Below are 22,201 nucleotides of genomic sequence, written 5' to 3'. Positions count from 1 at the left end.
TGTCCAATTTTTAAAGAGCTGCCTAACGACCCTCTGGCCGTTACTGCCTTGCTGCAATTTCTCGTCTGCCTGAGCAGCGAGAGGGCGCATTATACAGGCGTTTCTGGCGACGTCAATAACTGATTTCACCAACCTGTTTGCTACTTCTCCCACTTCCGGCGCCATCCTGAAAGGATTTCGCCGAAGCCCGCCAAAAATACATAACAAGCTGTTTTTAATCAGCTTTTTTTGCATCTTCGGCAACGAAGACGCGGATTATACAGGGCCATGCAGCAACGTCAACCCTCTTGTTCAACTATTTTGAGATGGACGAACTGGACGGTCGGCAGGCTATTCTTGCGATCGCTCAGGCAATGCTGACACGCGCGAACTTGCGCTTGCCAACCTGCACGACAAAAGAACTCTTGGCAGGGAGCATGAGGTGCTTGTCGTCGATCCGGGTACCGTCGATCCTGACTCCACCCTGCTGGATCATGCGCAAGGCCTCTGAGGTGCTAGACGTTAATCCCGCCTGCTTGAGAACCTGCGCAATGCTCAAGAACCGGTCGCTGGCCAGCAGGTTGGCTTCCGGAATATCGTCAGGGATGGCGCCCTGACGGAAACGTGCATCAAAATCGGCCTGCGCCCGCACGGCGGCCGCGGCGCCATGAAAGCGATCAACAATTTCCTGGGCCAACAGAACCTTGACTTCACGTGGATTGCGTCCTTCCAGGACCTCGTCCTGCAAACCGGAGATGTTCTCGATGCTGCGAAATGAAAGCAGCTCGAAGTAGCGCCACATCAGCTCATCGGAGATTGACATCAGCTTCCCGAACATCTCATCAGGCGGCTCGTTGATTCCCACGTAGTTGCCGAGAGACTTCGACATCTTGTGGATGCCATCCAGTCCTTCGAGCAGCGGCATGGTCAGGATGCACTGCGGTGCCTGCCCGTAGTGCTTCTGCAACTCTCGTCCGACCAGGAGGTTGAATTTCTGGTCGGTGCCGCCGAGTTCCACGTCCGCTTTCATCGCCACCGAGTCATATCCCTGGCACAGCGGATACAGCAACTCGTGAATGGCGATCGGCTGTCCGTTTCGGTAGCGCTTGGCGAAATCATCGCGCTCGAGCATCCGTGCGACGGTATGCAAAGCCGCCAAGCGAATCAGACCCGACGCACCCAGCGGATCGAACCAGATGGAATTGAAGCAGATCTCGGTCCGGCCGGGATCGAGAATCTTGAATACCTGCTCCTGGTAAGTCCTGGCGTTTTCGACGATCTGCTCTCGCGACAGAGGCGGCCGAGTCGCGTTCTTGCCGGTGGGATCACCGATCATCCCGGTAAAGTCGCCAATCAGGAACAGCACATGATGACCAAGGTCCTGACAGTGCCTGAGCTTGTTGATCAGTACGGTATGCCCGAGATGCAGATCCGGCGCTGTCGGATCAAAACCCGCCTTGATCCGGAGCGGTCGGCCGGTTTTCAGCCTTTCAAGAAGTTCGGCTTCAATCAGCAGTTCTTCTGCCCCGCGCTTGATCTGCTCGAGTTCTTCTTCAATGACGCGCATGCGGCCCCCTTCTCGCCGACGTGAAGTGCTCGGCTCAACCGCGGCACGGACGACCGGTCAGCTTCTCATACTTGACCCAGAGTTGATCTTCGCTCTCCTGATGTGCAGGATCTTTTGGAATGCAATCAACCGGACAAACCTCGACACACTGGGGGGTATCGTAATGTCCGACGCATTCCGTACACTTGCCCGGATCGATTTCGTAAATCTCCACCCCCTGGGAAATCGCTTCGTTCGGGCACTCCGGCTCGCACACGTCGCAGTTGATGCATTCGTCGGTAATAATAAGGGCCATGCTTATGGTTCCTTCAGATTGTTGAAATTTCTCGTACTCGCTTGGCCAGCCGATCACTGATCGCGGGCTGGACAAATTTGCTGACATCGCCACCAAGAACGGCGATTTCGCGAACCATCGTCGCCGAGATGAACAGGTACTGCTCACCGGGAGTCAGGAAAACCGTTTCGACTTCGGGAAAGAGGTTTCTGTTCATTCCCGCCATCTGAAACTCATAGTCAAAGTCCGACACCGCGCGCAGCCCGCGAATGATCACCTTCGCTCCCTTGGCATGCAGAAAGTCCATCAGCAGGCCATCGAAGCCGCAGACTTCGGCATTCTGATAGCATGCGAGAATTTCCCGCGCCATTTCGACCCGTTCGGCCAGCGAAAAAAACGGCCTTTTGGGCTGGTTCTGAGCGATCGCCACGATCACCCGATCAAAGAGACAGGCCGCGCGCCGAACGAGATCCTCGTGACCTCGGGTCATCGGATCGAAGGTCCCAGCATAGATTGCCACCCGCTTATTTAATGCCATCCGTTTCGCCTCGCCGCATCAAGTGATAGAACACCTGGCCGGCTCGACCATGACGCTCCGTGCGCCAATCCCCGATACCCCCCAGGAAGCTCTCTGCCTCGGCATAGATCATGCCGTCAGCCGCCATCACGCCCGGCACAAGCGGTGCCAGACGGTCGATCCAACCGTCGTGAAACGGCGGATCCAGAAACAATACGTCGAAACGCAAGTTGACGGAAGAGAGAAATGTCATCGCATCCGAACGGACGATCTTCAAACCCTGGCCCATACCCAGGATTTCTGCATTACGCGCCATTGCCGCCAGTACCTTTGGCGAATGGTCGACCATCACCACGCTGGTGGCGCCGCGCGAGACAGCTTCGAAGCCCAGGGCACCGCTACCGGCAAACAGATCGAGACAGGAAAGGCCGGTCAGATCCTGACCGAGCCAGTTGAACAGTGTCTCGCGCACACGATCCGGTGTCGGCCGTAAACCCGGCGAATCAGGAAAACGAAGCATTCTTCGCCGCCACTTACCGCCAATGATACGCAGCGAATTCAGAATGTCATTCCCCGGCCACCACCACGGTTACCCAATGCTCCGGTCGCAGATGCCGTGCAAACGCCGCCTTGATGTCGGCAGTCGTGACCTTTTCGATATTTTCCGGGTAGCGATCGAGATAATCGATCGGTAGGCCATAAAAGCCGATCATCGCCACATTCTCCAGGAGCTTTCGATTGCTGTCGAGGCGCAACGGGAAGCTGCCAATCAGATTCTGCTTTGCGGCCTGCAACTCCGTTTCAGTCGGCCCGTGCTCGAGGAAGCCGGCAAGCACCTCACGGGCCACCTTCAGCGCGTCGTCAGCCTGCGTCTTCTTGGTCTGCAGGCCCATCTGGAACGGCCCCAACTGTTGCAACGGCATGAAATAGCTGTGCGCGCTGTAGGCAAGGCCGCGTTTATCGCGAACCTCCTTCATCAAGCGTGAGACAAAGCCACCACCGCCAAGTGAATAGTTGCCGACGGCCAGAGGAAAAAAATCCGGGTCGCCACGCTTGAGTGCCGGCAGGCCGACCAACAGATGCGCCTGCACTGCCGGATGGTCAATCCGCCGCTCGACAGCTGCCGGCAATGCCGGAACCGCGATCTCTGTAGGAACCGGTCCGGACGGCAAAGCAGCGGTCAGTGTCTCAGCCACCGACTCAGCTTCGTCGCGTGACAGGTCACCGACGATCGTCACACGGGCTCGCTGCGCCGTGTAATTTGCGGCATGAAAAGCAACGACATCCGCACGAACCAGCGCAGCCACCGATTCCGGTGTCGCATGCCGTCCATAGGGATGCGCGCCATACATCGCCGCCCAGAAGGCTCTGCTGGCAATCGTTTCGGGACGCGTCAACGCTTCCTTGAGTGTGGCGATCGAACGTGCCTGCTCGCGATCGAAGACTGCCGCTGGGAACTGCGGCGTGCTCAGAATCGCGCGCAGCATGTCGAGAGCCGGGCCGCGCTTGTCGGTCATCGACAGCGTTCGCAGGGCAATCGTTGCACGGTCCATCTCCACCCCACCCGACAACCTGGCGCCAAGGTCGGCCATCCTGCTGGCAATCTGCATCTCGTCCATCCCCGCGACCCCCAGGTCAACCAGGGCACGGGTCAGCGAAGCCACGCCCGCCTTACCCTCGAATTCATGCGCCGTACCGGCAGCAAAGTCGACCTGGACGTCGAGAATCGGCAAGCTATGGTTTTCGACAAATAAAATGCCGGTGCCCGACGTCGTCTGCCAACGCTCGATCTTCGGACCGGCGTGCACCAGCGGAATGGCAACCACCAGGCACACACAGATCAGCAGCTTGCAGGGATTCATCAGCGGATTCTCACATTCATCATCAATGACGGGGTGTGAACGGCGAGCGCGCGCGCGGCGCTTGCGGCAATGGCTGCGGGTCTAGTTCGGCGACGGTCAGTTGCTCGTCGCGAAAGTACTTCCTCGCAACCGCCTGGATTTGCCCGGCAGTGACCGCCTGCCGTTTTTCTAGAATGAGCCGGTTCAAGTGATAGGGAATACCAACCGATTCAAGTTGCCCGATCTCCATCGCCTGCGCAAACATCGAATCCAGTTTATAGATCTGTCCGGCAATCAGCTGCGCCTTGGCGCGTGTCAGTTCATCGGCAGCCACCCCCTGTTGTTGCACCTGGACAATTTCGGCGCGCAGACCAGCCTCGAGGTCGGCGCGAGTTTTGCCGTCGCTGGGCGAGCCGGACAGGTAGAAGATGCCCGGCCCGCGCGCCGTCGAATCGTAGCTAGCCTCCACGTCCACCGCCAGACGCTGCTCACGAACGAGGTGTCTGGAGAAGCGGGCCGCTTCGTGCCCAGACAGAACGGCCGATAGCATCTCGAGTGCATAGGGATCGACGTCCTGGTCGACATCGCGGATGACCGGCACCTTGTAAGCCATGATCAGTACCGGCAAATCTGCCGGCGCTTTCACGGTCAAGCGGCGAATGCCGGCCTGCACTGGCTCGTCCTGTGGTTTCCTGACCGGCAGCGGGCGTTCCGGCAAAGCCCCGTAATGCTGTTCGGCAAGCTGGAAAACATGCTCGTGATCGACGTCACCGACGACCACCACATAAGCATTGTTCGGCGCGTACCAGCGCTCGTACCAAAGCCGTGCGTCATTGACGGTCATGTTCTCAAGATCGTTCATCCAGCCGATGATCGGAACACGATACGGGTGCGCCTGAAAAGCAACCGCGGATAGCTGCTCGAAAAGCAGCGCCTGTGGTTGATCATCGGTGCGCAGCCGCCGCTCTTCCATGACCACCCGGATTTCCTGCGCAAACTCCTTGGGGTCCAGGTTCAGATGACGCATGCGATCGGCTTCGAGCTGCATCATCTCGGACAGTTTCCCTTTCGGTACCTGCTGGAAATAAGCAGTGTAGTCACGACTGGTAAACGCGTTGTCACGTCCGCCAGCGGCCGCGACGCGCCGGTTGAATTCGCCGGGTCCGGCGCTCGGAGTACCCTTGAACATCATGTGTTCAAGGACATGCGCGACACCGGTGCTGCCATTCGTCTCGTCCATGCTGCCGGCCCGGTACCAGACCATATGTGCAACCGTGGGAGCTCGCCGATCCTCCTTGACGATAATCCGCAAGCCGTTCGCCAACTGCTGCTCATAAGGATTGGCCAGCACCGAGACGGGTGCGGCCAGCACCAGCAAGCATCGAATCAATCGCGCGTGACGCATGGGCATGAGTCGCTTCTGATAGAATTTGGGAAGGTGTCGGGAAATTTGACCGGCATCTTACCACCGCCAACGAACCCGAGCGCCCCTGAGACACGAAAGCACCATGTTTGGTTTCCTCAAGAAGTCCACTGGCCAGCCGTCCGCGCCAACCAGTCCAGTCGTCATCGAAGGCGCAGCGCCCGTGGTTCCGTGGCGGCAGCGACTCAAGGCCGGTCTCGCGCGCACGCGCGCGCAATTCAGCGGCAGGTTGAAATCACTGTTCTCGCGCGGCAAGGTCGACGATGAATTGCTCGAAGATCTGGAAAGCCTGCTATTGAGCAGCGACGTCGGCCTCGATGCAACCCAGCATCTGCTCTATCAGCTGAAAATGCGCGCCAAACGCGACCGGCTCGACACCCCGGAGGAGATTCAGCGCGCGCTGTCCGAGATTTTCCACGAACTCCTGCGGCCGCTCGAAGAACCGCTCGACCTGACCGCGCACCGCCCGTTCATCATCATGATTGCCGGCGTCAACGGCGCCGGCAAGACGACCTCGATCGGCAAGCTGGCCAAGCATTTTCAGGCACAGGGCCGATCGGTCCTGCTGGCAGCCGGCGACACCTTCCGCGCCGCCGCGCGCGAGCAGTTGCAGACCTGGGGCGAACGCAACCATGTGACGGTAATCTCTCAGCAGTCCGGCGACCCGGCGGCGGTGATCTTTGACGCCATCGCCGCCGCCAGGGCGCGCGGCATCGACATCGTCCTGGCGGATACGGCTGGCCGCCTGCCGACACAATTGCACCTGATGGAGGAAATCGCCAAGGTCCGGCGCGTCATCCGGAAGGCCGACCCGTCCGGACCGCACGAGACGCTGCTAGTCCTCGACGCAACCTTCGGCCAGAACACGCTGCAGCAGGTCATGGCCTTCGACAAGGCGATCCAGGTCACCGGTCTGATCCTGACCAAGCTCGACGGTTCGGCGAAAGGCGGCGTCGTCGCCGCCATCGCCCGCCAGTGCCCGAAACCAGTTCGCTTTATCGGTGTCGGCGAAGGCATTGACGATCTCCGGCCCTTCACTGCCCGCGATTTCGTAGACGCGCTATTCGAGTGATTACCGCCAGCAACGTCACCAAACGCTATCCGGAAGGCCGAGAAGCCCTGCGCAACGTGAGTTTCGGGATCACCGCAGGAGAAATGGTCTTCCTAACCGGACACTCCGGCGCCGGGAAATCGACGCTGTTCAAATTGCTGGCGGCGATCGAGCGCCCGACCTCGGGCAGTATCGTGATCAACGGCCAGAATCTCGCTACGCTGCGCAAGAACGCCGTTCCTTACCTGCGCCGCAAACTCGGACTGATCTTTCAGGATCGTAAACTCCTGTTCGATCGCAACGTCCTCGACAATGTGCTGCTGCCCCTGGCGATCGTCGGCCACCCGGCCAAGGAAGCGTTGCGCCGGGCCCAGGCAGCGCTGGCCAAGGTGGGTCTGCCGAATCGCGAGAAGACTTTCCCGATTGCGCTCTCTGGCGGCGAGCAACAACGTCTGGCGATTGCCCGCGCCGTCGTCAATCGGCCAGCAATCATTCTCGCTGACGAGCCGACCGCCAACCTCGACGCGGCGTCGGCAAGCGAGATTCTCGAAATCTTCCGTTCCTTCCAGCAGGTTGGCGTGACCGTGCTCATTGCCACTCATGACCCCTTGCTGCTGCCCCACCTGCAACCGCGCGTTCTCCGCCTCGCCCAAGGCGCGATGAGCGAAGAGCGCGAACCAGCCAGCTGCGGTGTCACGCCGTGAGATCCTGGCTCGCCCAGCACCTGGCGGCGCTGCGCGATGCCTTGCGACGGCTGAGCGCGGCACCGCTCAATTCGCTGCTGTCGCTGCTGGTGATCGGCGTCGCGCTGACCCTGCCGACCGCTGGCTGGCTGACCCTCGACAACCTCCGCAAGCTCACCGGCGACACCCCCAACGTACAACAGATCAGCATTTTCCTGGCCCTCGACGCCGGCAAACGCGAGATCAGCGACATCGAGTCGCGCCTGCAGGAAAACCGATCCGGAGGCTGGCGTTTCGTGCCGCGCGAGGAGGCTTTGAAGCGCCTGCAGGCGGCTGAAGGGATGACCGAGATCATCGCCAGTCTGCCACGGAATCCGCTGCCTGACGCTTTTGTCGTCACCCCGGGAGACACCCGACCGGAGGCCCTCGAAGACTTGGCCAGAACCTTTGCCTCCTGGCCAAAAGTTGCGCATGTCCAGCTCGACTCGGCCTGGGTCAAGCGTTTCGATGCGCTGCTCCGCCTCGGCGAGCGGGTCGTCATGATGCTTGGCGCGCTGTTTGCTGGCGCCTTGGTGACCATCACTTTCAACACCATTCGCCTGCAAATCCTCGCTCAGGCTGCGGAGATCGAGGTGGCCAAACTGATCGGGGCCACCGATACCTACATCCAGCGCCCGCTCCACTATTTCGGCATGCTGCAGGGCGCTCTCGGCGGACTCTGCGCCGCCCTGCTGGTGAGCGCCGGTCTACGCCTGCTGTCGCCACCGGTGGCCGAACTGACGCGGCTCTATGGCGCCAGCTTCGCCCTGCAAGGCCTGTCGGCCGGCGATGTCGTCGCCCTAGCCGCGATCGGCGCTGCGCTCGGCTGGCTGGGGGCCAAGATCTCGGCGCTGATTCATCTGCACCGCATCGCTTGAGACCGGTGGAGGCAACGCCCCTAGCAAGTGCGGTACCCCCCGGCACCCGACTCACCCAAACAAGACGCAAGCCCAGATGACCGGAACGTTGAGCAAGGCCAGCAGCACCGCTGCGCTGCCGATGTCCTTGGCACGCTTGGCCAGCGGGTGCCGATCCAGCGAAATCCGGTCGACCGTCGCCTCGATCGCTGAATTGAGCAATTCGACGATCAGCACCAGCAGCAAACTGCCGATCATCAGTGCCAGCCCGAGCCCGTTCGGCGACAGGAGGAAAGCCAGCGGGACCAGCAACGTGGCGAGCAGTACCTCCTGCCGAAAGGCGTTTTCTGAACAATAGGCCGCGTACAGACCTGCCCGCGAATAGTGGAATGCGTTCCAAATCCGCCGCCAGCCGGTCTGTCCCTTGAACGGGCTTTCTTCAGCCACCTGGCTCTCCTTGCGACAGCTCAAGCAATCAGGATTGATTCGCCCACGATCTCGGCCAGAGCCTTGACCAATAGTGCGCATTGTGCGTCGGTGCCGATCGTGATCCGCAGATACTGGTCGATCCGCGGCAGCCTGAAATGACGAACGATGATGCCTCGTTGGCGCAGTGCCGCGGCGAGCTGACCGGCGTCATGCTGCGGGTGACGGGCAAAAATGAAATTGGCTGCCGAAGGCTGGACTTCGAAACCCAGCCGCAGCAAGGTACTGCGCAGGGCCTCGCGACTGCTGATGACGGCCTGCCGGGTGATTTCAAAGTGCTCCTGATCGCCGATGGCAGCGACTGCACCGGCAATCGCCAGCCGATCGAGCGGGTAGGAATTGAAACTGTTCTTGACTCTTTCGAGCGCCTCGATCAGGTCGTGATGGCCGACCGCGTAGCCGACGCGCAGCCCGGCCAGCGAACGCGACTTCGAAAGGGTGTGCACGACCAGCAGATTCGGGTGCTGATTGACCAGCGCAAGCGCCGACTCGCCGCCGAAGTCGATGTAAGCCTCATCGATGACGACGACCGATCGGTGATGCGTCAGGAGCAGACGCTCGATGGCCGAGAGTGGCAGCAGACGACCCGTCGGCGCATTCGGGTTCGGGAAAATGATGCCGCCGTTTGCTGCCGCGTAATCTTCGCAGCGGATTTCGAAATTCTCGTCGAGCGGGACGGCCACATGGGCGATTTCGTACAGGCCACAGTAGACCGGGTAGAAGCTGTAAGTGATATCCGGGAAGAAAATCGGCAACTCGTGTTTGAGCAACGCCATGAAGACATGCGCCAGTACTTCGTCGGAACCGTTACCGACGAAGATCTGTTGCGGTGTGATGCCGAACTGCATGTAGCGGATCGCAATCGCCGCCTTGAGGCGCTCGGCGCCGGGATCCGGGTAGAGCCGCAGCGACTCGCCGCCATTCGCCATTTCTTCGGCAATCGCAGCATCGACACGCGGCGAGGGCGGATAAGGGTTTTCGTTGGTGTTCAGCTTGACAAGGTTTGGCAGCCTGGGCTGCTCGCCCGGAACATAGGGCATCAGGCGGTGAACGAGAGAACTCCAGTAGCGACTCATGAAAGGCTGCCCGGTTAATGTGAAAGTCGCGTATGCGACCACGAATCCTCCCCTCTCCACTCGCGGGAGAGGGGAAGGGAGTAGAAAAGGCCATGACTACCTAACTATTCAGGGAATGCCCGGAAAAGTCATGACCGTTCGGGATGCATGCGAAGCGTGAAATGGTATCATGCGTACCGGTCGATCGAAGCTGATGATCGGCCTGCGGTTCGCAGCAGCAGGCTGAACCTTTTCCAGACCCGAACTGCCACCCGGCAATGGTACCCGATGCGGCAAGCAGAAGTTTCCAGGAATACGCTCGAAACCCGGATCACCGTTCGACTGAACCTTGACGGCAGTGGCCGCGGCAGCTTCGCGACCGGAGTGCCTTTCCTCGACCACATGCTTGAACAGATTTCCCGTCACGGGCTGATCGACCTCGAAGTTGCGGCCGCCGGCGACCTGCATATCGACGCCCACCACACCGTCGAGGATATCGGCATCACGATCGGGCAGGCACTGGCCAGTGCCCTCGGCGACAAGAAGGGCCTGCGCCGTTATGGGCACGCCTATGTACCGCTCGACGAAGCGCTGTCTCGAGTCGTGGTCGATCTCTCCGGCCGACCGGGCCTCGAGTTCCATGTCGATTTTCGGAGGGCCATGATTGGCGCTTTTGACGTCGATCTGGTACACGAATTTTTCCAGGGCCTGGTCAATCACGCCTTGCTGACACTACATATCGACAATCTGCGCGGCGACAACGCGCACCACCAGGCGGAAACGGTGTTCAAGGCTTTCGGTCGCGCGCTGCGTATGGCCGTTGAGGAAGACCCGCGCGCCGGCGGTATCATTCCCTCGACCAAGGGCTCACTGTAATGTTGGCCGACAATACAGCCAAGGATGATGGCCAGGGTGCGATCGTTGTGGTCGATTACGGCATGGGTAACCTGCGCTCGGTCTGGCAAGCGCTGGTGCATGTCGCCGACGGACGTGCAGTGCTGGTCTCGGCTGACCCGGCGGTAGTCAGCAACGCCGAGCGCGTGGTCTTCCCCGGTCAGGGGGCAATGCCCGACTGCATGCGCGAGATCGAGGCGCGTGGATTGCGGTCGGCGGTGATCGAAGCTGCACGCAACAAGCCCTTTCTCGGCATCTGCATTGGCCAGCAGATGCTCTTTGAGCACAGCGAGGAAGGCGATGTGCCAGGACTTGGCGTGATCGCTGGCAAGGTTCGCCGCTTTCCTGCCGAGCACATGGTCGATGCAGCCGGCAACCGCCTCAAGGTACCGCACATGGGCTGGAATCAGGTCCGACAGGTCAGGGGGCATCCCCTGTGGAAGGGCATTGCCAATGGCACACGCTTCTATTTCGTCCACAGCTATTTCGTTGCCCCGGCCGACGACGCCTGCGTTGTTGGGAGCACCGATTATGGCCTCCCCTTTACCAGTGCAGTGGCGCAGGATAATATCTTCGCCATTCAGTGCCACCCGGAAAAAAGTGCCCTGGCGGGCCTCGCCATGCTGGCCAACTTCGTCGCCTGGAAACCCTGATCAACTGCAGACGATTTACTTACTTGTCTCAACCCACCTTTATCTTCTTTCAAGATGCTGATCATTCCCGCGATTGACCTGAAACAGGGACAGTGCGTCCGTCTCAAGCAAGGCCTGATGAACCAGGTTACGGTCTTCTCCGATTCCCCTGGCGAACAGGCTCGCCACTGGCTGGCGCAGGGCGCGCGCCGCCTGCACGTGGTGGACCTCGACGGCGCTTTTGCCGGCAAGCCGAAAAACGAGAAAGCGATCAAGGAAATCGTGCAGGCCGTCGGTGATGACATTCCCGTGCAACTCGGCGGCGGCATCCGCGATCTCGACACCATCGAGCGTTGCCTGGACGACGGTGTCAGTTACGTGATCATCGGTACTGCCGCGGTGAAGAATCCTGGCTTTCTGCACGACGCCTGCGGCGCCTTTCCCGGCCACATCATCGTCGGTCTCGATGCCAGAGACGGCAAGGTGGCGGTTGATGGCTGGTCAAAAATGACCGGTCACGATGTCATCGACCTGGCGAAGAAGTACGAGGACTATGGGGTCGAGGCCATCATCTATACCGACATCGGCCGTGACGGCATGCTTTCGGGAATCAATATTGCGGCTACGGTGAAGCTCGCTCAGGCCCTGTTGATTCCGGTCATCGCCAGTGGCGGTCTGTCTAGCCTCGACGACATCCAACGGCTTTGCGCGGTCGAAGAGGAAGGCATTAGCGCCGCCATCGCCGGTCGCGCGATCTACGATGGATCGCTTGATTTTGCTGTGGCACAGGCCACCGCAGACCGTGCCGCAAAGCCATGACCGTCTTCTCCTCCTGGCAAGCTCGGGGCGGTAGCTGACCTTGGGCCTCGCCAAACGCATCATCCCCTGTCTTGACGTCACTGCCGGCCGGGTCGTCAAGGGCACCAACTTCGTTGACTTGCGTGATGCCGGTGATCCCGTCGAAATCGCACGCCGTTACGACGAGCAGGGCGCCGACGAAGTCACCTTCCTCGATATCACCGCTTCCTCGGACCAGCGCGACATTATCCTGCACATCGTCGAAGCCTGTGCGGCACAGGTATTCATTCCATTGACGGTGGGCGGCGGCGTCCGTTCGGTTGCCGATGTACGGCGCCTTCTGAATGCCGGCGCCGACAAAGTCAGCATGAACACCGCAGCCGTCGAGAATCCGGATCTCATTGCCGAAGCATCTGCCAAGGTTGGGAATCAATGCATTGTCGTGGCCATCGACGCGAAGCAGTCGGCACCGGGGGTCTGGCAGGTATTCACGCACGGGGGACGCAGGAACACCGGTATCGACGCCGTCGCCTGGGCTCGCCGCGTTCAGCAACTCGGTGCCGGCGAGATCCTGCTCACCAGCATGGATCGTGACGGCACCAGGAACGGTTTCGATCTGCCGCTGACGCGCGCGGTCTCCGATGCCGTCGATCTCCCGGTGATTGCCAGCGGTGGCGTCGGCAATCTAGAGCATCTCGCGGCCGGCGTTTCTGAAGGCCGAGCCGACGCCGTCCTGGCCGCGAGCATCTTCCATTTTGGTGAATATACGGTTCACCAGGCCAAGACATACCTGCACAAGCGGGGCATCGAGGTTCGTCTGTGAGTGATCTCGATCCCGGCCTGCAGTGGCTCGACGCACTGAAATGGGATGAGCGGGGTATGATTCCCACCATTGCACAAGACGCCAGCAGCGGTCGAGTCCTGATGTTTGCCTTCATGAATCGGCAATCATTGCAGGAGACGATGAACACCGGGAGCGCGGTATACTGGTCGCGTTCGCGACAGCGTCTGTGGCGCAAGGGCGAAGAGTCCGGCCATACGCAACGCGTGCGGTCGCTGCGCACCGACTGCGACGGCGATGTGCTGCTGCTGTCGATCGACCAGGCAGGCGGTATTGCCTGCCATACGGGCCGAACCAGCTGCTTTTTTTATCAACTGCAGGGTGACTCCTGGGTTGCGGTCGACCCAGTGATCAAGAACCCTGAGGACATTTACGGCAAATGAACATGGATATGTTGCACCGGATCTCGGAAACACTGCTTGAACGCCGCAAGGCCGACCCGGAAACTTCCTACACAGCGCAGTTGATGGCCAAGGGACCGGACGCGATCCTGAAGAAGATCGGCGAAGAAACTGCCGAACTGATCATGGCAGGCAAGGAGGGCAACCGCCTGCATGTGGTCTGGGAATCCGCCGACGTGCTCTATCACATGATGGTGCTGCTCGCTTTCTATGGCCTGTCGATCGAGGATGTACTGCAGGAGATGCGTCGGCGTGAGGGAATCTCGGGAATCGACGAGAAGAAATCACGAAAGGGCTGAAAACATGGAAAACTGCTTGTTCTGCAAGATCGCAGGGGGCCAGATTCCCGCGCGCAAGGTTCATGAAGACGACGAGATTCTGGCCTTTCACGATATCAACCCGGCTCGTCCGGTACATCTGCTGGTCATCCCCAGACGTCACATCACCTCGCTGGCGACGGCCACCGAGGCCGACGTGCCGGTGCTCGGCAGGATGCTCGCCATCGCCAATCGCCTGGCAAGCGAGCAGGGCAGCCCGGATGGCTTCCGGGTGATCATCAATACCGGACGGATCGGCCATCAGGAAGTGCAGCATCTGCATGCACATATCGTTGGCGGACCGGAGCCAGTCGGGCCGATGCTCAAACGCATCTGACCACGGCGGCGGGGGGTAGCGCCGAGCTCGCTGGCGTTGCACCCGATTTCACCTTCATGGAGGCCTGACATGGGCTCTTTCAGCATCTGGCATTGGTTGATCGTTCTGATCATCGTTCTGTTGGTTTTTGGGACCAAGAAGCTGCGTAGCCTTGGATCCGATCTCGGTGGCGCGGTCAAGGGCTTCAAGGACGGCATCAAAGACGCGACTGCAGAGGACAAGGCCGCTGAGGCCCAGCCCGCCGCAATGCCACCTGTTTCGCCTCCCCCACCCCCTCAACAACCGCCCCAGCAGGTTGGTACGGGTCACACCATCGAAGGTGAGATCAGGGAGAAAACCAGAAGCTAGCCACCCATGTTCGATATCGGCTTTTCCGAAATGATCGTCATCGCCATCGTCGCACTGGTGGTGATTGGTCCTGAAAGACTGCCCAAGGTAGCCCGTACGGCCGGGCACATGCTCGGCCGTCTGCAGCGTTACGTCAATGACGTGAAATCCGACATCAACCGTGAAATACAGCTTGAGGAACTGAAGAAACTGCAGAGCGAACTCCAGGAGTCGGCACGCAGCGTCGAGCAGAGTCTGACCACCGAAATGAGCGCTGCCAAGCAAGCGCTCAGCCAGACGGAGCAAACCCTCCGTGGTGACCTGCAGCCCATGGCGGCGCTCGAACAGCCGGCAGCACCAACGGCGCCATCCCCGGCGACCAGCCATGCTCTGCCACCGGCGAGCGCTGCTGCAGTGCCTGCCGCCAACCCAGAGCAGTCGCAGCGAACGGTCTGATCGAGAGATGCAGCCACCCGAAGATTCTTTCCTTTCGCACCTGATCGAGTTGCGCGACCGTCTGATCCGGGCGCTGATCGCCATCGGCATCGTCTTCATCTGCCTTTTCCCCTGGGCCAAGGAGCTCTATGCGCTATTGGCGCAGCCCTTGCTGGCAACCCTGCCGCAAGGCGGCCAGATGATTGCGACCGATGTGATCGGCATTTTCCTGGTGCCGATGAAAGTGGCACTGATGCTTGCCTTCCTGATCGCCCTGCCCTACGTGCTCTATCAGGTTTGGGCTTTCGTCGCGCCGGGCCTGTATGCCCATGAGAAGCGGCTGGCGCTGCCGCTGGTGACCGCAAGTGTGCTGCTGTTCTTTGTCGGCATGGCTTTCGCCTATTTCCTGGTCTTTCCCACCGTCTTCGGGTTCATGTCACAGGTAGCCCCCGAGGGTGTCGCCTGGATGACCGACATCGAGAAGTACCTCTCTTTCGTACTCACGACTTTCGTCGCTTTCGGAGTGACCTTCGAGGTCCCGGTAGTCGTGGTGGTGATGGTCTACGCCGGGATCGTCGATGTCGCCAAACTCAGGGAATGGCGTCCTTACATGATCGTCGGTGCCTTCGTCGTGGGCGCCGTGTTCACACCGCCCGACGTGATTTCACAGTTGATGATGGCGATTCCGCTCTGCCTGCTTTTCGAACTGGGGCTGTTCCTCGCGCGTTTTGTCGGCCAGCGCTCGGCACACGCCACGCCGATGGATCCGCCTACCCCGAAAGCCCCGCACAGTCCTGCGGCCGACTGGACACCCCTGTCTGCCCAGGAGATGGATGCGGCGATCAAGGATCTCGGCGCGCAGCAGAACACTGACCGCAAGCCAGAGGCCTGATCCCGCTGCTGGCCGACATTGCTCAGGCAGGCGTTTTTGCCGGCCCGGCAATGGTCAGTTGATGCCTGACCGGCCTCCCCTCGGCAAAAAGCCACAGACTGCCGTTCGGCATTGTCGTCCAGCACTCGTTGTCGGTCAGCGGCACGGTGGCGATGACCGCGACACGATCATCGGGAGTCGTGACATCGCTGAAATCGATACTCAGATCCTGATCGCGCAGATGCGCAACGGTAAACGGCGCCTGGCGGATGATGTAGCTGAGCTGGGTGGAACAGTGGGCAAACAGACAGTCGCCATTCGACAGCAGATAGTTGCATGCGCCGCGCGCGCCGAGATCAAGGGTGAGTTGATGGAGCGCGTCGAACAGCCGGGTCTGACTCGGTGACCGGCAGCCAAAGCGCTGACGCAGGTTCTGCAGCAGCCAGCAAAAGGCACGTTCGCTATCGGTCTGGCCAACCGGAGTAAAGCTGCCATCGAGTTGCGGCGAAAAATCCGGCAGATTGCCGTTATGGGCGAAAATCCAGTAACGTCCCCACAGCTCGCGCATGAAGGGATGCGTGTTCTCTAGGGCAACCCCTCCCTGGGTCGCCTTGCGGATGTGGGCGATAACGTTTTTGGAATGAATCGGATAGCTGCGCACCAGTTCGGCAACCGGCGACACGCAGGACGGTTGCGGGTCGAGAAAAACGCGCGTGCCGCGCCCCTCGAAGAAAGCGATTCCCCAGCCGTCAACATGGACATCGGTGGCGCCGCCGCGCGCTTGAAATCCGGCAAAGGAAAAGCAGATGTCGGTCGGGACATTGCAGTTCATGGCCAGTAACTGGCACATCGACGACCCCAATTACTCGCGCTCGCGGCGCGGTGGCGCCCGCTTGCCGATCTTGACAGCAGTATCGAGTACGTTGTTCTGACGGCGCAATCGGAAGGAAATCGTTTCGCCAGGCTTCTGCGCGGCGATCAGGTCGAGCATACCCTGCGGATCCTTGACCTCCCGTCCGTCCACGGCGAGCAGGATGTCTCCCGGTTTGATCCCGCCCGCATCGGCCGGACTGCCGCGCAGGACGCCGGCAATCAGGGCGCCGTTGGTATCCGGCAGGCCGAAGGACTCTGCCAGGTCGACGCTGATTTCCTGAGCCTCGACGCCGATCCAGCCGCGGGTCACGGTACCGGTCTGGATGATCTGCTCCATGACGTTCCTGGCAATCGAGATCGGAATCGCAAAACCGATCCCCAACGAGCCGCCCGAGCGCGAGTAGATGGCCGTATTGATGCCGATCAGGTTGCCCTGGCTGTCCACCAGCGCGCCCCCCGAATTGCCGGGGTTGATCGCCGCGTCGGTCTGGATGAAGTTCTCGAAGGTATTGATTCCGAGATGCGAGCGACCCAGTGCGGAGATGATCCCCATGGTCACCGTCTGGCCCACGCCAAAAGGGTTGCCAATGGCCAGCGCAACGTCTCCCACCACAAGGTTGTCCATCTGGCCCAGGGTAATTGCCGGCAGCAGCAGTTCCTTGCCGTTGTGTTCGGTAATCTGCAAGACTGCGAGGTCGGACTCGGGATCACTGCCCACCAAGCGAGCGTTGAGGTTGCGGCCATCGCTGAGGGCGATCTCGATCTGGTCTGCCGCTTCGACCACATGAAAGTTCGTGAGAATATAGCCGTTAGGGCTGACAATGACCCCCGAACCCAGCCCGGAAGTCCTGGGCGCGTCACCTGCGGGGTTGTCCCCAAAAAAGTGCCGGAAGACCGGGTCGTCAAACAAGGGATTACGCCGCGTCCTGATTTTCTGAGAGGTAAAGATATGCACGACCGACGGCAGCGCCTTCTTCGCCGCGTCGCGGAACGAGGTTGGGGTGGTAGCCGGAGCATTGGTCACGACGGCCGACTCCTGCAGGGCCACGACATTCGCATTGGCCGGAGATGGTTTGTCCAGCCACTCCGGCTTGAGCGTGCTCACCACGAAGAGAACGGCGAGACTGACCGTCACCGTTTGTGCAAAAATCAACCAGAGCCTGCGCATGGGCGAAATCGGAGCCAGTAAATGAAATGCCAAGAATTGACACGCTACCTGGAGCAATTGCTGGAACCAGGGCGTTTCCGGGATTATTGCCCAAACGGCCTGCAAGTGGAAGGACGCCCCGAAGTCAGGCGCCTGATCGCCGGCGTCACGGCCAGCCAGGCGCTGCTCGATGCGGCTGTCGAGCGTGGCGCTGACGCTCTCCTGGTCCATCATGGCTGGTTCTGGCGCGGCGAAGAGGGTCGTGTCACCGGCCTGCGGAAAACGCGCCTGCAAACGCTGCTCCAGCACGACATCAACCTGATCGCCTATCATCTGCCACTCGATGGCCACCCGGAATTCGGGAACAATGCACAACTGGCCAGACGACTCGGCTGGACCCCGAACGCTCGTTTTGGCGAGCAAGACGTCGGCTGGCTGGGCACCCTGGAATACCCGACCCCCATCTCGGCGATCGTCGATCGTGTTGGCCGCGAGTTGCAGCGCCCGCCGCTGCTGATCGGTGACGGCGATCGCCTGGTCAGCCGCGTCGGATGGTGTTCCGGCGCAGCACAGGGATTGTTCGAACAGGCCATCACGCTCGGCGTCGATCTCTACCTGAGCGGTGAGATCGCCGAGCAGACCGTGCATCTTGCACGCGAGTCCGGCGTCGCCTACCTTGCCGCCGGTCACCACGCCAGCGAACGCTTTGGCGTGCAGGCACTGGCCGCTCATCTGGCCGAACGTTTCGGCCTTGACTGTCAATTCGTCGACATCGACAACCCGGTCTGAATCACCGCAAGGAGCTGCCATGAACTACGTCTTTCCACCCCCCCCTCCGGCCAGCGTTCCCGTTGCCGGCGGCAACACTCTGTTCCCGGTCCGCAGAGTCTACTGCGTCGGCCGCAATTACGCCGATCATGCCGCGGAGATGGGCGCCGATCGCCGCGAACCCCCTTTCTTCTTCAGCAAGCCCGCCGATACGCTGGTGCAGGGCGGCGGTGAGGTCGCCTATCCACCAGCCACCGACAACCTTCAGCACGAGGTCGAACTGGTCGTTGCACTGGCTGCAGGTGGCGCCAATATCGACCCGGCTCAGGCGCTTGACTGCGTCTACGGCTACGCAGTCGGTCTCGATCTGACCCGGCGCGACCTGCAGCTACTTGCCAAGAACAAGGGCCATCCCTGGGACATGGGCAAAGGGTTCGACCAGAGTGCGCCAATCACTGCGATCCATCCCCTCGCGACCGTCGGACATCCGGCACGCGGTTCGATCTGGCTCAAGGTCAATGGCCAACTGCGACAGAATGGCGACCTCGAACAGATGTCGTGGAAAGTCGCAGAAGTCATCGCCAACCTGTCGACCTACGTGATTCTCGCCGCGGGAGACCTGATTTTCACCGGCACCCCCGCAGGCGTCTCGACGGTGCGGCGTGGCGATGTGCTGGAGGCCGGCGTCGCTGGCGTCGACGAGATCTGCGTTCGACTCATCTGAGATCTCACACCGTTCCTCTCCCCTGTCGGATGATGCCGGGTTGTACCCCGGTATCGCCGATCCGACGATCCCCTCCAAGGAGCCTGTCATGAATGCCACCTCCTCGTTCTTCCGCCGCTTTACTTCTGTTGGCCGCTGCTGGCTGGCAGTCACGCTGACCCTCGCCTGCGCGATGAGCTCTGCACTCGCCGAAGGAATCGAACCACCTACCCGCGGGCAAACAGTCTACGTGCCGATCTACTCCGAGATTCGGCATGGCAATGTGTCCTCTTCGGGCCGTCCCGACAACACCCTGTTGTCGGTCATGGTCAGCGTCCGCAATACCGACCCCAGCCACCCGATCCGGGTCGTCGCGGCGCCTTACTACAATACCGAGGGCGCCCTGATTCGCAACTCGGTACCGACCCCCAGGGTAATTCCTCCGTTTGGTACCTTCGAACTGTTCGTCGAACTTCGCGAGAACGCCGGCGGTTCCGGAGCCAATTATGCGATCAAGTGGGAGGCAGCCACACCCGTCTCGCCACCAACCATAGAGGCCCTGCATTCCAAGTTTCAGGCAGGCTATTCGGTCGCTTTCATCTCGCGCGGCCGCGCCATATCGGAACCTTGAGCGTGCCGCGGCACCGGACAGGCACCGTGACGATGGCTAGTGATACCTGATCGCCAGCGGCTGGTCACGCTGCACACGACGCCCGATGACCACCGCATCGCGCGGCTGGCGACGGCGGCGATCGGTCTGTCCCTGATCGACGCGGCCATTCCGATGCCCCTGCCAGGCGTCAAACCCGGTCTCGCGAATATCGTCACGCTGATCGTTCTGGCGCGCTATGGCTGGGCTGCTGCTGCCTGGGTGAGCGGCCTGCGTATCTTCGCCGGCAGCCTGCTACTGGGCTACTTTCTGTCACCCGGATTTTTCATGAGCCTTAGCGGCGCGCTGTGTAGCCTGCTGACGCTGGCGATTGCCGTGCGCCTGCCCCAGCGCTGCTTCGGGCCAGTCAGCTGGAGCATCCTGGCAGCCTTTGCCCATATCAGCGGGCAACTGCTGCTGGCCCGGCTGTGGCTGGTTCCCCATAATGGCCTGTTCCTGCTAGTCCCTTTCTTTGCAGTGGCGGCACTCGCCTTCGGGATCATCAACGGCCTGATTGCGGCACGTCTGCTCGAAGAATTGCCAGCCCAACAACCCGAGATCGACCATGCCTGAAACCGTCTGCCTGGCCTTCACCGGCGCCTCCGGCATGCCCTATGGCGTGCGCTTGCTCGAATGCCTGCTCGCCGCCGGCTGCCGGGTTCAGCTCCTTTACTCTCAGGTCGCGCAGATCGTCGCCCGGCAGGAGATGGGGCTCGACTTGCCGGCCCGTGCCAGCGAGGCACGGGCCGGCCTGGAGGAACGCTACCCCGGCTTGCCGGGCCAACTCGAGGTCTACGGGCGCGAAGAATGGTTCGCGCCGCTCGCCAGTGGCTCCAACCCGCCTGATGCCATGGTGATCTGTCCGTGTTCGCTGGGGACCCTCGCGGCGATCGCCCAGGGGCTGGCCAGCAAGTTGATCGAACGGGCTGCCGACGTGGTCCTCAAGGAAGGCCGCAAGCTGATTCTGGTGCCACGTGAGACACCACTGTCGGTGATACATCTCGAAAACATGTTGCGTCTGGCACGGGCGGGAGCCGTGATCCTGCCTCCCAGCCCGGGCTTTTATCACCATCCACAGCGAGTCGGGGACCTCGTCGATTTCGTGGTGGCGCGCATTCTTGACCAGCTGCAGGTACGCCATGCGCTGATGCCACGCTGGGGAGAGGCGCCGACTGCCCCATGACCTCCCCACCTGTTGAACGATGACTGGCCAACCCTCTTCGGCCGTGCTGGTCCTCACTTTCTGCATCGCCGAGGCATTGCTGATGGCCGGCTTTGCGCTGGTGCCGTCGCTCTTGCCACAACTTTCGCAACGCTGGTCCTTGTCGGCGACCGCTGGCGGCTGGCTGGGCGGCATTTTTTTCCTCGGCTACATCCTCGCCGTCCCTGTACTGGTCAGCCTGACCGATCGCATCGACGCGCGGCGCATCTACCTGGCCGGCGCAACCGTGAGCGCGCTCGCCCTGGCCGGCTTCGCGAGCTTCGCCGACGGTCTGGCAAGTGGCCTGTGCTGGTGGTGGCTGGCTGGTCTGGGTCTGGCCGGAACCTACATGCCGGGTCTCAAGGCGCTGACGGACCGGCTGCCGGTCGCTGTACAAGCACGGGGCACCGCGTTCTATACTGCCACGTTCGGTGTCGGCGCCGGGCTGTCGTATCTCTGGATCGGACTGCTCCAGGAACGGCTGCCATGGCCCGGGCTGTTCGCCATCGCGGCGGTTTGTGCGGCACTGTCGATGCTGCTGGTCTGGTGTGGCATCGCACCGGGCAAACCGCTGGCAGCGATGCCGGTCGGGCACAGCCACTGGCGAAGCGTCCTGGGTGATCGACGCATCCTGGCTTTCTGTGGCGGCTATTTCGGTCACAACTGGGAACTCTTCGGCTTCCGGGCCTGGCTGGTCGCCTACCTGACCTGGACGCATGCCCGAACGCCCGATTCCTGGACGGCGATGCCGGGATTGATTGCCGCGCTGGCCACCTTTCTCGCGGTCCCCGCCAGCATTCTCGGCAACGAAGGCGCGCAGCACTGGGGACGCGGTCGCTGGCTACAGGCCGTAATGCCTTTGTCCGGCGTTCTGGCGGTTGTCGTCGGCTTCTCGGGTAGCCAGTCGGGCCTCGTGTTGGTGCCCTTGCTGCTGGTTTACGCGGCGAGCATGAATCTCGATTCGGCCGCGTTGACGGCCGGCCTGCTCACCGAAACCTCACCCGAAAAACGCGGCACTGCGCTCGCCCTGTACTCGTCTATCGGCTTTGCCGGCGCCTGCATCGGACCGATCGCCTTTGGCGTCGCCCTTGATGCCTTCGGCCGCAGCCTGCAGGCCGGCTGGACGGCAGCATTCCTCACACTGGCCTGTGGCGTTGGCTTTGGACGCTGGGCGATCGGCAGGATCGGCGCCGCGCCGCCACCTACTCACGTTTCCTGAGCGGACAGGAGATTCG

The 22,201-nt window shown here is 61.1% G+C and carries 29 protein-coding genes; 19 read left to right on the top strand and 10 right to left on the bottom strand.

Annotated elements, in window-relative coordinates; genetic code table 11:
• Positions 1 to 346: 346 nt before the first annotated feature.
• From tyrS to AW06_RS06985, 6 genes are read right to left on the bottom strand one after another with little or no spacing between them, the layout of a single operon-like run.
• Positions 347 to 1,546: a tyrosine--tRNA ligase gene (gene tyrS, locus AW06_RS07010; protein ID WP_034947695.1), complete on the bottom strand. Its 1,200-nt coding sequence runs from the start codon at positions 1,544 to 1,546 to the stop codon at positions 347 to 349.
• Between the two features lie 34 nt (positions 1,547 to 1,580).
• Positions 1,581 to 1,841 carry a YfhL family 4Fe-4S dicluster ferredoxin gene (locus AW06_RS07005; RefSeq protein WP_034947692.1) on the bottom strand — a complete coding sequence of 87 codons (261 nt, stop codon included), beginning with the start codon at positions 1,839 to 1,841 and terminating at the stop codon, positions 1,581 to 1,583.
• 13 nt (positions 1,842 to 1,854) lie between these two features.
• Positions 1,855 to 2,358: a pantetheine-phosphate adenylyltransferase gene (gene coaD / locus AW06_RS07000; protein ID WP_034947688.1), complete on the bottom strand. Its 504-nt coding sequence runs from the start codon at positions 2,356 to 2,358 to the stop codon at positions 1,855 to 1,857.
• A complete protein-coding gene (gene rsmD / locus AW06_RS06995; RefSeq protein ID WP_034947685.1) occupies positions 2,345 to 2,899 on the bottom strand; it encodes a 16S rRNA (guanine(966)-N(2))-methyltransferase RsmD in 555 nt (184 codons plus the stop codon). Before rsmD ends, coaD begins: the two co-directional genes overlap by 14 nt.
• Positions 2,900 to 2,903: 4 nt before the next feature.
• A complete protein-coding gene (locus tag AW06_RS06990; RefSeq protein WP_034947682.1) occupies positions 2,904 to 4,199 on the bottom strand; it encodes a pitrilysin family protein in 1,296 nt (431 codons plus the stop codon).
• A 22-nt stretch (positions 4,200 to 4,221) separates the two neighbouring features.
• A complete protein-coding gene (locus tag AW06_RS06985) occupies positions 4,222 to 5,583 on the bottom strand; it encodes a pitrilysin family protein (RefSeq protein WP_034947773.1) in 1,362 nt (453 codons plus the stop codon).
• A gap of 103 nt (positions 5,584 to 5,686) precedes the next feature.
• Here AW06_RS06985 and ftsY point away from each other — a divergent pair, with 103 nt between their 5' ends.
• From ftsY to ftsX, 3 genes are read left to right on the top strand one after another with little or no spacing between them, the layout of a single operon-like run.
• A complete protein-coding gene (gene ftsY, locus AW06_RS06980; protein ID WP_034947679.1) occupies positions 5,687 to 6,673 on the top strand; it encodes a signal recognition particle-docking protein FtsY in 987 nt (328 codons plus the stop codon).
• Complete coding sequence (gene ftsE, locus AW06_RS06975; RefSeq protein ID WP_034947676.1) at positions 6,670 to 7,356, top strand: cell division ATP-binding protein FtsE; 687 nt, start codon at positions 6,670 to 6,672, stop codon at positions 7,354 to 7,356. The genes ftsY and ftsE overlap by 4 nt, the downstream gene beginning before the upstream one ends.
• Positions 7,353 to 8,252, top strand: a complete 900-nt coding sequence (gene ftsX / locus AW06_RS06970; protein WP_034947673.1) for a permease-like cell division protein FtsX — start codon at positions 7,353 to 7,355, stop codon at positions 8,250 to 8,252. Before ftsE ends, ftsX begins: the two co-directional genes overlap by 4 nt.
• Before the next feature lie 51 nt (positions 8,253 to 8,303).
• Here ftsX and AW06_RS06965 read toward each other — a convergent pair whose 3' ends face one another.
• Positions 8,304 to 8,678, bottom strand: a complete 375-nt coding sequence (locus AW06_RS06965) for a diacylglycerol kinase (RefSeq protein ID WP_034947671.1) — start codon at positions 8,676 to 8,678, stop codon at positions 8,304 to 8,306.
• 20 nt (positions 8,679 to 8,698) lie between these two features.
• On the bottom strand, positions 8,699 to 9,793 hold the full coding sequence (hisC, locus tag AW06_RS06960; protein ID WP_034947668.1) for a histidinol-phosphate transaminase: 1,095 nt from the start codon (positions 9,791 to 9,793) through the stop codon (positions 8,699 to 8,701).
• A gap of 267 nt (positions 9,794 to 10,060) precedes the next feature.
• Here hisC and hisB point away from each other — a divergent pair, with 267 nt between their 5' ends.
• The 10 genes from hisB (at position 10,061) to tatC (ending at position 15,646) form a co-directional block, all read left to right on the top strand.
• Positions 10,061 to 10,648 carry an imidazoleglycerol-phosphate dehydratase HisB gene (gene hisB, locus AW06_RS06955; protein ID WP_034947772.1) on the top strand — a complete coding sequence of 196 codons (588 nt, stop codon included), beginning with the start codon at positions 10,061 to 10,063 and terminating at the stop codon, positions 10,646 to 10,648.
• The gene (gene hisH / locus AW06_RS06950) at positions 10,648 to 11,319 is read left to right on the top strand and encodes an imidazole glycerol phosphate synthase subunit HisH (RefSeq protein WP_046535894.1); all 672 of its coding nucleotides are present in this window, start codon (positions 10,648 to 10,650) and stop codon (positions 11,317 to 11,319) included. Before hisB ends, hisH begins: the two co-directional genes overlap by 1 nt.
• Before the next feature lie 54 nt (positions 11,320 to 11,373).
• Positions 11,374 to 12,117, top strand: coding sequence for a 1-(5-phosphoribosyl)-5-[(5-phosphoribosylamino)methylideneamino]imidazole-4-carboxamide isomerase (hisA, locus tag AW06_RS06945; protein ID WP_034947665.1), 744 nt, complete (start codon positions 11,374 to 11,376; stop codon positions 12,115 to 12,117).
• A 40-nt stretch (positions 12,118 to 12,157) separates the two neighbouring features.
• Positions 12,158 to 12,919 (top strand): imidazole glycerol phosphate synthase subunit HisF, encoded by a 762-nt coding sequence (hisF, locus tag AW06_RS06940; RefSeq protein WP_034947662.1) that lies wholly within the window; start codon positions 12,158 to 12,160, stop codon positions 12,917 to 12,919.
• Positions 12,916 to 13,320 carry a phosphoribosyl-AMP cyclohydrolase gene (gene hisI / locus AW06_RS06935; protein ID WP_273704466.1) on the top strand — a complete coding sequence of 135 codons (405 nt, stop codon included), beginning with the start codon at positions 12,916 to 12,918 and terminating at the stop codon, positions 13,318 to 13,320. The genes hisF and hisI overlap by 4 nt, the downstream gene beginning before the upstream one ends.
• Positions 13,317 to 13,637, top strand: coding sequence for a phosphoribosyl-ATP diphosphatase (locus AW06_RS06930; protein WP_034926467.1), 321 nt, complete (start codon positions 13,317 to 13,319; stop codon positions 13,635 to 13,637). Before hisI ends, AW06_RS06930 begins: the two co-directional genes overlap by 4 nt.
• A gap of 4 nt (positions 13,638 to 13,641) precedes the next feature.
• Positions 13,642 to 13,992 carry a histidine triad nucleotide-binding protein gene (locus tag AW06_RS06925; protein WP_034947659.1) on the top strand — a complete coding sequence of 117 codons (351 nt, stop codon included), beginning with the start codon at positions 13,642 to 13,644 and terminating at the stop codon, positions 13,990 to 13,992.
• A 69-nt stretch (positions 13,993 to 14,061) separates the two neighbouring features.
• Positions 14,062 to 14,340 carry a Sec-independent protein translocase subunit TatA gene (gene tatA, locus AW06_RS06920; RefSeq protein WP_034947656.1) on the top strand — a complete coding sequence of 93 codons (279 nt, stop codon included), beginning with the start codon at positions 14,062 to 14,064 and terminating at the stop codon, positions 14,338 to 14,340.
• Positions 14,341 to 14,346: 6 nt separating this feature from the next.
• Positions 14,347 to 14,775, top strand: a complete 429-nt coding sequence (tatB, locus tag AW06_RS06915) for a Sec-independent protein translocase protein TatB (RefSeq protein WP_034947653.1) — start codon at positions 14,347 to 14,349, stop codon at positions 14,773 to 14,775.
• A 7-nt stretch (positions 14,776 to 14,782) separates the two neighbouring features.
• Entirely contained in the window at positions 14,783 to 15,646 is an 864-nt protein-coding gene (tatC, locus tag AW06_RS06910; protein ID WP_034947650.1) for a twin-arginine translocase subunit TatC, read from the top strand.
• 22 nt (positions 15,647 to 15,668) lie between these two features.
• On the opposite strand, the gene AW06_RS06905 is transcribed toward tatC, so the two are convergent.
• The gene (locus AW06_RS06905) at positions 15,669 to 16,475 is read right to left on the bottom strand and encodes a class II glutamine amidotransferase (protein ID WP_034947647.1); all 807 of its coding nucleotides are present in this window, start codon (positions 16,473 to 16,475) and stop codon (positions 15,669 to 15,671) included.
• Positions 16,476 to 16,487: 12 nt separating this feature from the next.
• Positions 16,488 to 17,666, bottom strand: a complete 1,179-nt coding sequence (locus tag AW06_RS06900) for a trypsin-like peptidase domain-containing protein (RefSeq protein ID WP_034947645.1) — start codon at positions 17,664 to 17,666, stop codon at positions 16,488 to 16,490.
• Positions 17,667 to 17,687: 21 nt separating this feature from the next.
• On the opposite strand from AW06_RS06900, the gene AW06_RS06895 reads away from it, so the two are divergent.
• The 6 genes from AW06_RS06895 (at position 17,688) to AW06_RS06870 (ending at position 22,185) form a co-directional block, all read left to right on the top strand.
• Positions 17,688 to 18,434 (top strand): Nif3-like dinuclear metal center hexameric protein, encoded by a 747-nt coding sequence (locus AW06_RS06895; protein WP_034947642.1) that lies wholly within the window; start codon positions 17,688 to 17,690, stop codon positions 18,432 to 18,434.
• A gap of 19 nt (positions 18,435 to 18,453) precedes the next feature.
• Positions 18,454 to 19,137 (top strand): fumarylacetoacetate hydrolase family protein, encoded by a 684-nt coding sequence (locus AW06_RS06890; protein ID WP_034947639.1) that lies wholly within the window; start codon positions 18,454 to 18,456, stop codon positions 19,135 to 19,137.
• Positions 19,138 to 19,225: 88 nt separating this feature from the next.
• Entirely contained in the window at positions 19,226 to 19,747 is a 522-nt protein-coding gene (locus AW06_RS06885) for a DUF3124 domain-containing protein (RefSeq protein WP_171047199.1), read from the top strand.
• 42 nt (positions 19,748 to 19,789) lie between these two features.
• Positions 19,790 to 20,338, top strand: a complete 549-nt coding sequence (locus AW06_RS06880; RefSeq protein ID WP_273704467.1) for a Gx transporter family protein — start codon at positions 19,790 to 19,792, stop codon at positions 20,336 to 20,338.
• Positions 20,331 to 20,948: a flavin prenyltransferase UbiX gene (locus AW06_RS06875; RefSeq protein ID WP_034947636.1), complete on the top strand. Its 618-nt coding sequence runs from the start codon at positions 20,331 to 20,333 to the stop codon at positions 20,946 to 20,948. Before AW06_RS06880 ends, AW06_RS06875 begins: the two co-directional genes overlap by 8 nt.
• Positions 20,949 to 20,967: 19 nt before the next feature.
• Positions 20,968 to 22,185 (top strand): MFS transporter, encoded by a 1,218-nt coding sequence (locus AW06_RS06870; RefSeq protein WP_034947634.1) that lies wholly within the window; start codon positions 20,968 to 20,970, stop codon positions 22,183 to 22,185.
• Positions 22,186 to 22,201 lie beyond the last annotated feature (16 nt).

The sequence above is a fragment of the Candidatus Accumulibacter cognatus genome (assembly GCF_000584975.1).
Taxonomy (GTDB): Bacteria; Pseudomonadota; Gammaproteobacteria; order Burkholderiales; family Rhodocyclaceae; genus Accumulibacter; species Accumulibacter cognatus.
Note: the sequence above shows the minus strand (reverse complement) of the source record. Positions and strands in the feature narration are given on the sequence as shown.

Coding starts and splice junctions, on each gene's coding strand:
- tyrS (WP_034947695.1), bottom strand. CDS start 1,546: ATGCGCGTCATTGAAGAAGAACTCGAGCAGATCAAGCGCGGGGCAGAA.
- AW06_RS07005 (WP_034947692.1), bottom strand. CDS start 1,841: ATGGCCCTTATTATTACCGACGAATGCATCAACTGCGACGTGTGCGAG.
- coaD (WP_034947688.1), bottom strand. CDS start 2,358: ATGGCATTAAATAAGCGGGTGGCAATCTATGCTGGGACCTTCGATCCG.
- AW06_RS06990 (WP_034947682.1), bottom strand. CDS start 4,199: ATGAATCCCTGCAAGCTGCTGATCTGTGTGTGCCTGGTGGTTGCCATT.
- AW06_RS06985 (WP_034947773.1), bottom strand. CDS start 5,583: ATGCGTCACGCGCGATTGATTCGATGCTTGCTGGTGCTGGCCGCACCC.
- ftsY (WP_034947679.1), top strand. CDS start 5,687: ATGTTTGGTTTCCTCAAGAAGTCCACTGGCCAGCCGTCCGCGCCAACC.
- hisC (WP_034947668.1), bottom strand. CDS start 9,793: ATGAGTCGCTACTGGAGTTCTCTCGTTCACCGCCTGATGCCCTATGTT.
- hisB (WP_034947772.1), top strand. CDS start 10,061: ATGCGGCAAGCAGAAGTTTCCAGGAATACGCTCGAAACCCGGATCACC.
- hisH (WP_046535894.1), top strand. CDS start 10,648: ATGTTGGCCGACAATACAGCCAAGGATGATGGCCAGGGTGCGATCGTT.
- hisA (WP_034947665.1), top strand. CDS start 11,374: ATGCTGATCATTCCCGCGATTGACCTGAAACAGGGACAGTGCGTCCGT.
- AW06_RS06930 (WP_034926467.1), top strand. CDS start 13,317: ATGAACATGGATATGTTGCACCGGATCTCGGAAACACTGCTTGAACGC.
- AW06_RS06925 (WP_034947659.1), top strand. CDS start 13,642: ATGGAAAACTGCTTGTTCTGCAAGATCGCAGGGGGCCAGATTCCCGCG.
- tatA (WP_034947656.1), top strand. CDS start 14,062: ATGGGCTCTTTCAGCATCTGGCATTGGTTGATCGTTCTGATCATCGTT.
- tatB (WP_034947653.1), top strand. CDS start 14,347: ATGTTCGATATCGGCTTTTCCGAAATGATCGTCATCGCCATCGTCGCA.
- tatC (WP_034947650.1), top strand. CDS start 14,783: ATGCAGCCACCCGAAGATTCTTTCCTTTCGCACCTGATCGAGTTGCGC.
- AW06_RS06905 (WP_034947647.1), bottom strand. CDS start 16,475: ATGTGCCAGTTACTGGCCATGAACTGCAATGTCCCGACCGACATCTGC.
- AW06_RS06900 (WP_034947645.1), bottom strand. CDS start 17,666: ATGCGCAGGCTCTGGTTGATTTTTGCACAAACGGTGACGGTCAGTCTC.
- AW06_RS06895 (WP_034947642.1), top strand. CDS start 17,688: ATGAAATGCCAAGAATTGACACGCTACCTGGAGCAATTGCTGGAACCA.
- AW06_RS06890 (WP_034947639.1), top strand. CDS start 18,454: ATGAACTACGTCTTTCCACCCCCCCCTCCGGCCAGCGTTCCCGTTGCC.
- AW06_RS06885 (WP_171047199.1), top strand. CDS start 19,226: ATGAATGCCACCTCCTCGTTCTTCCGCCGCTTTACTTCTGTTGGCCGC.
- AW06_RS06875 (WP_034947636.1), top strand. CDS start 20,331: ATGCCTGAAACCGTCTGCCTGGCCTTCACCGGCGCCTCCGGCATGCCC.
- AW06_RS06870 (WP_034947634.1), top strand. CDS start 20,968: ATGACTGGCCAACCCTCTTCGGCCGTGCTGGTCCTCACTTTCTGCATC.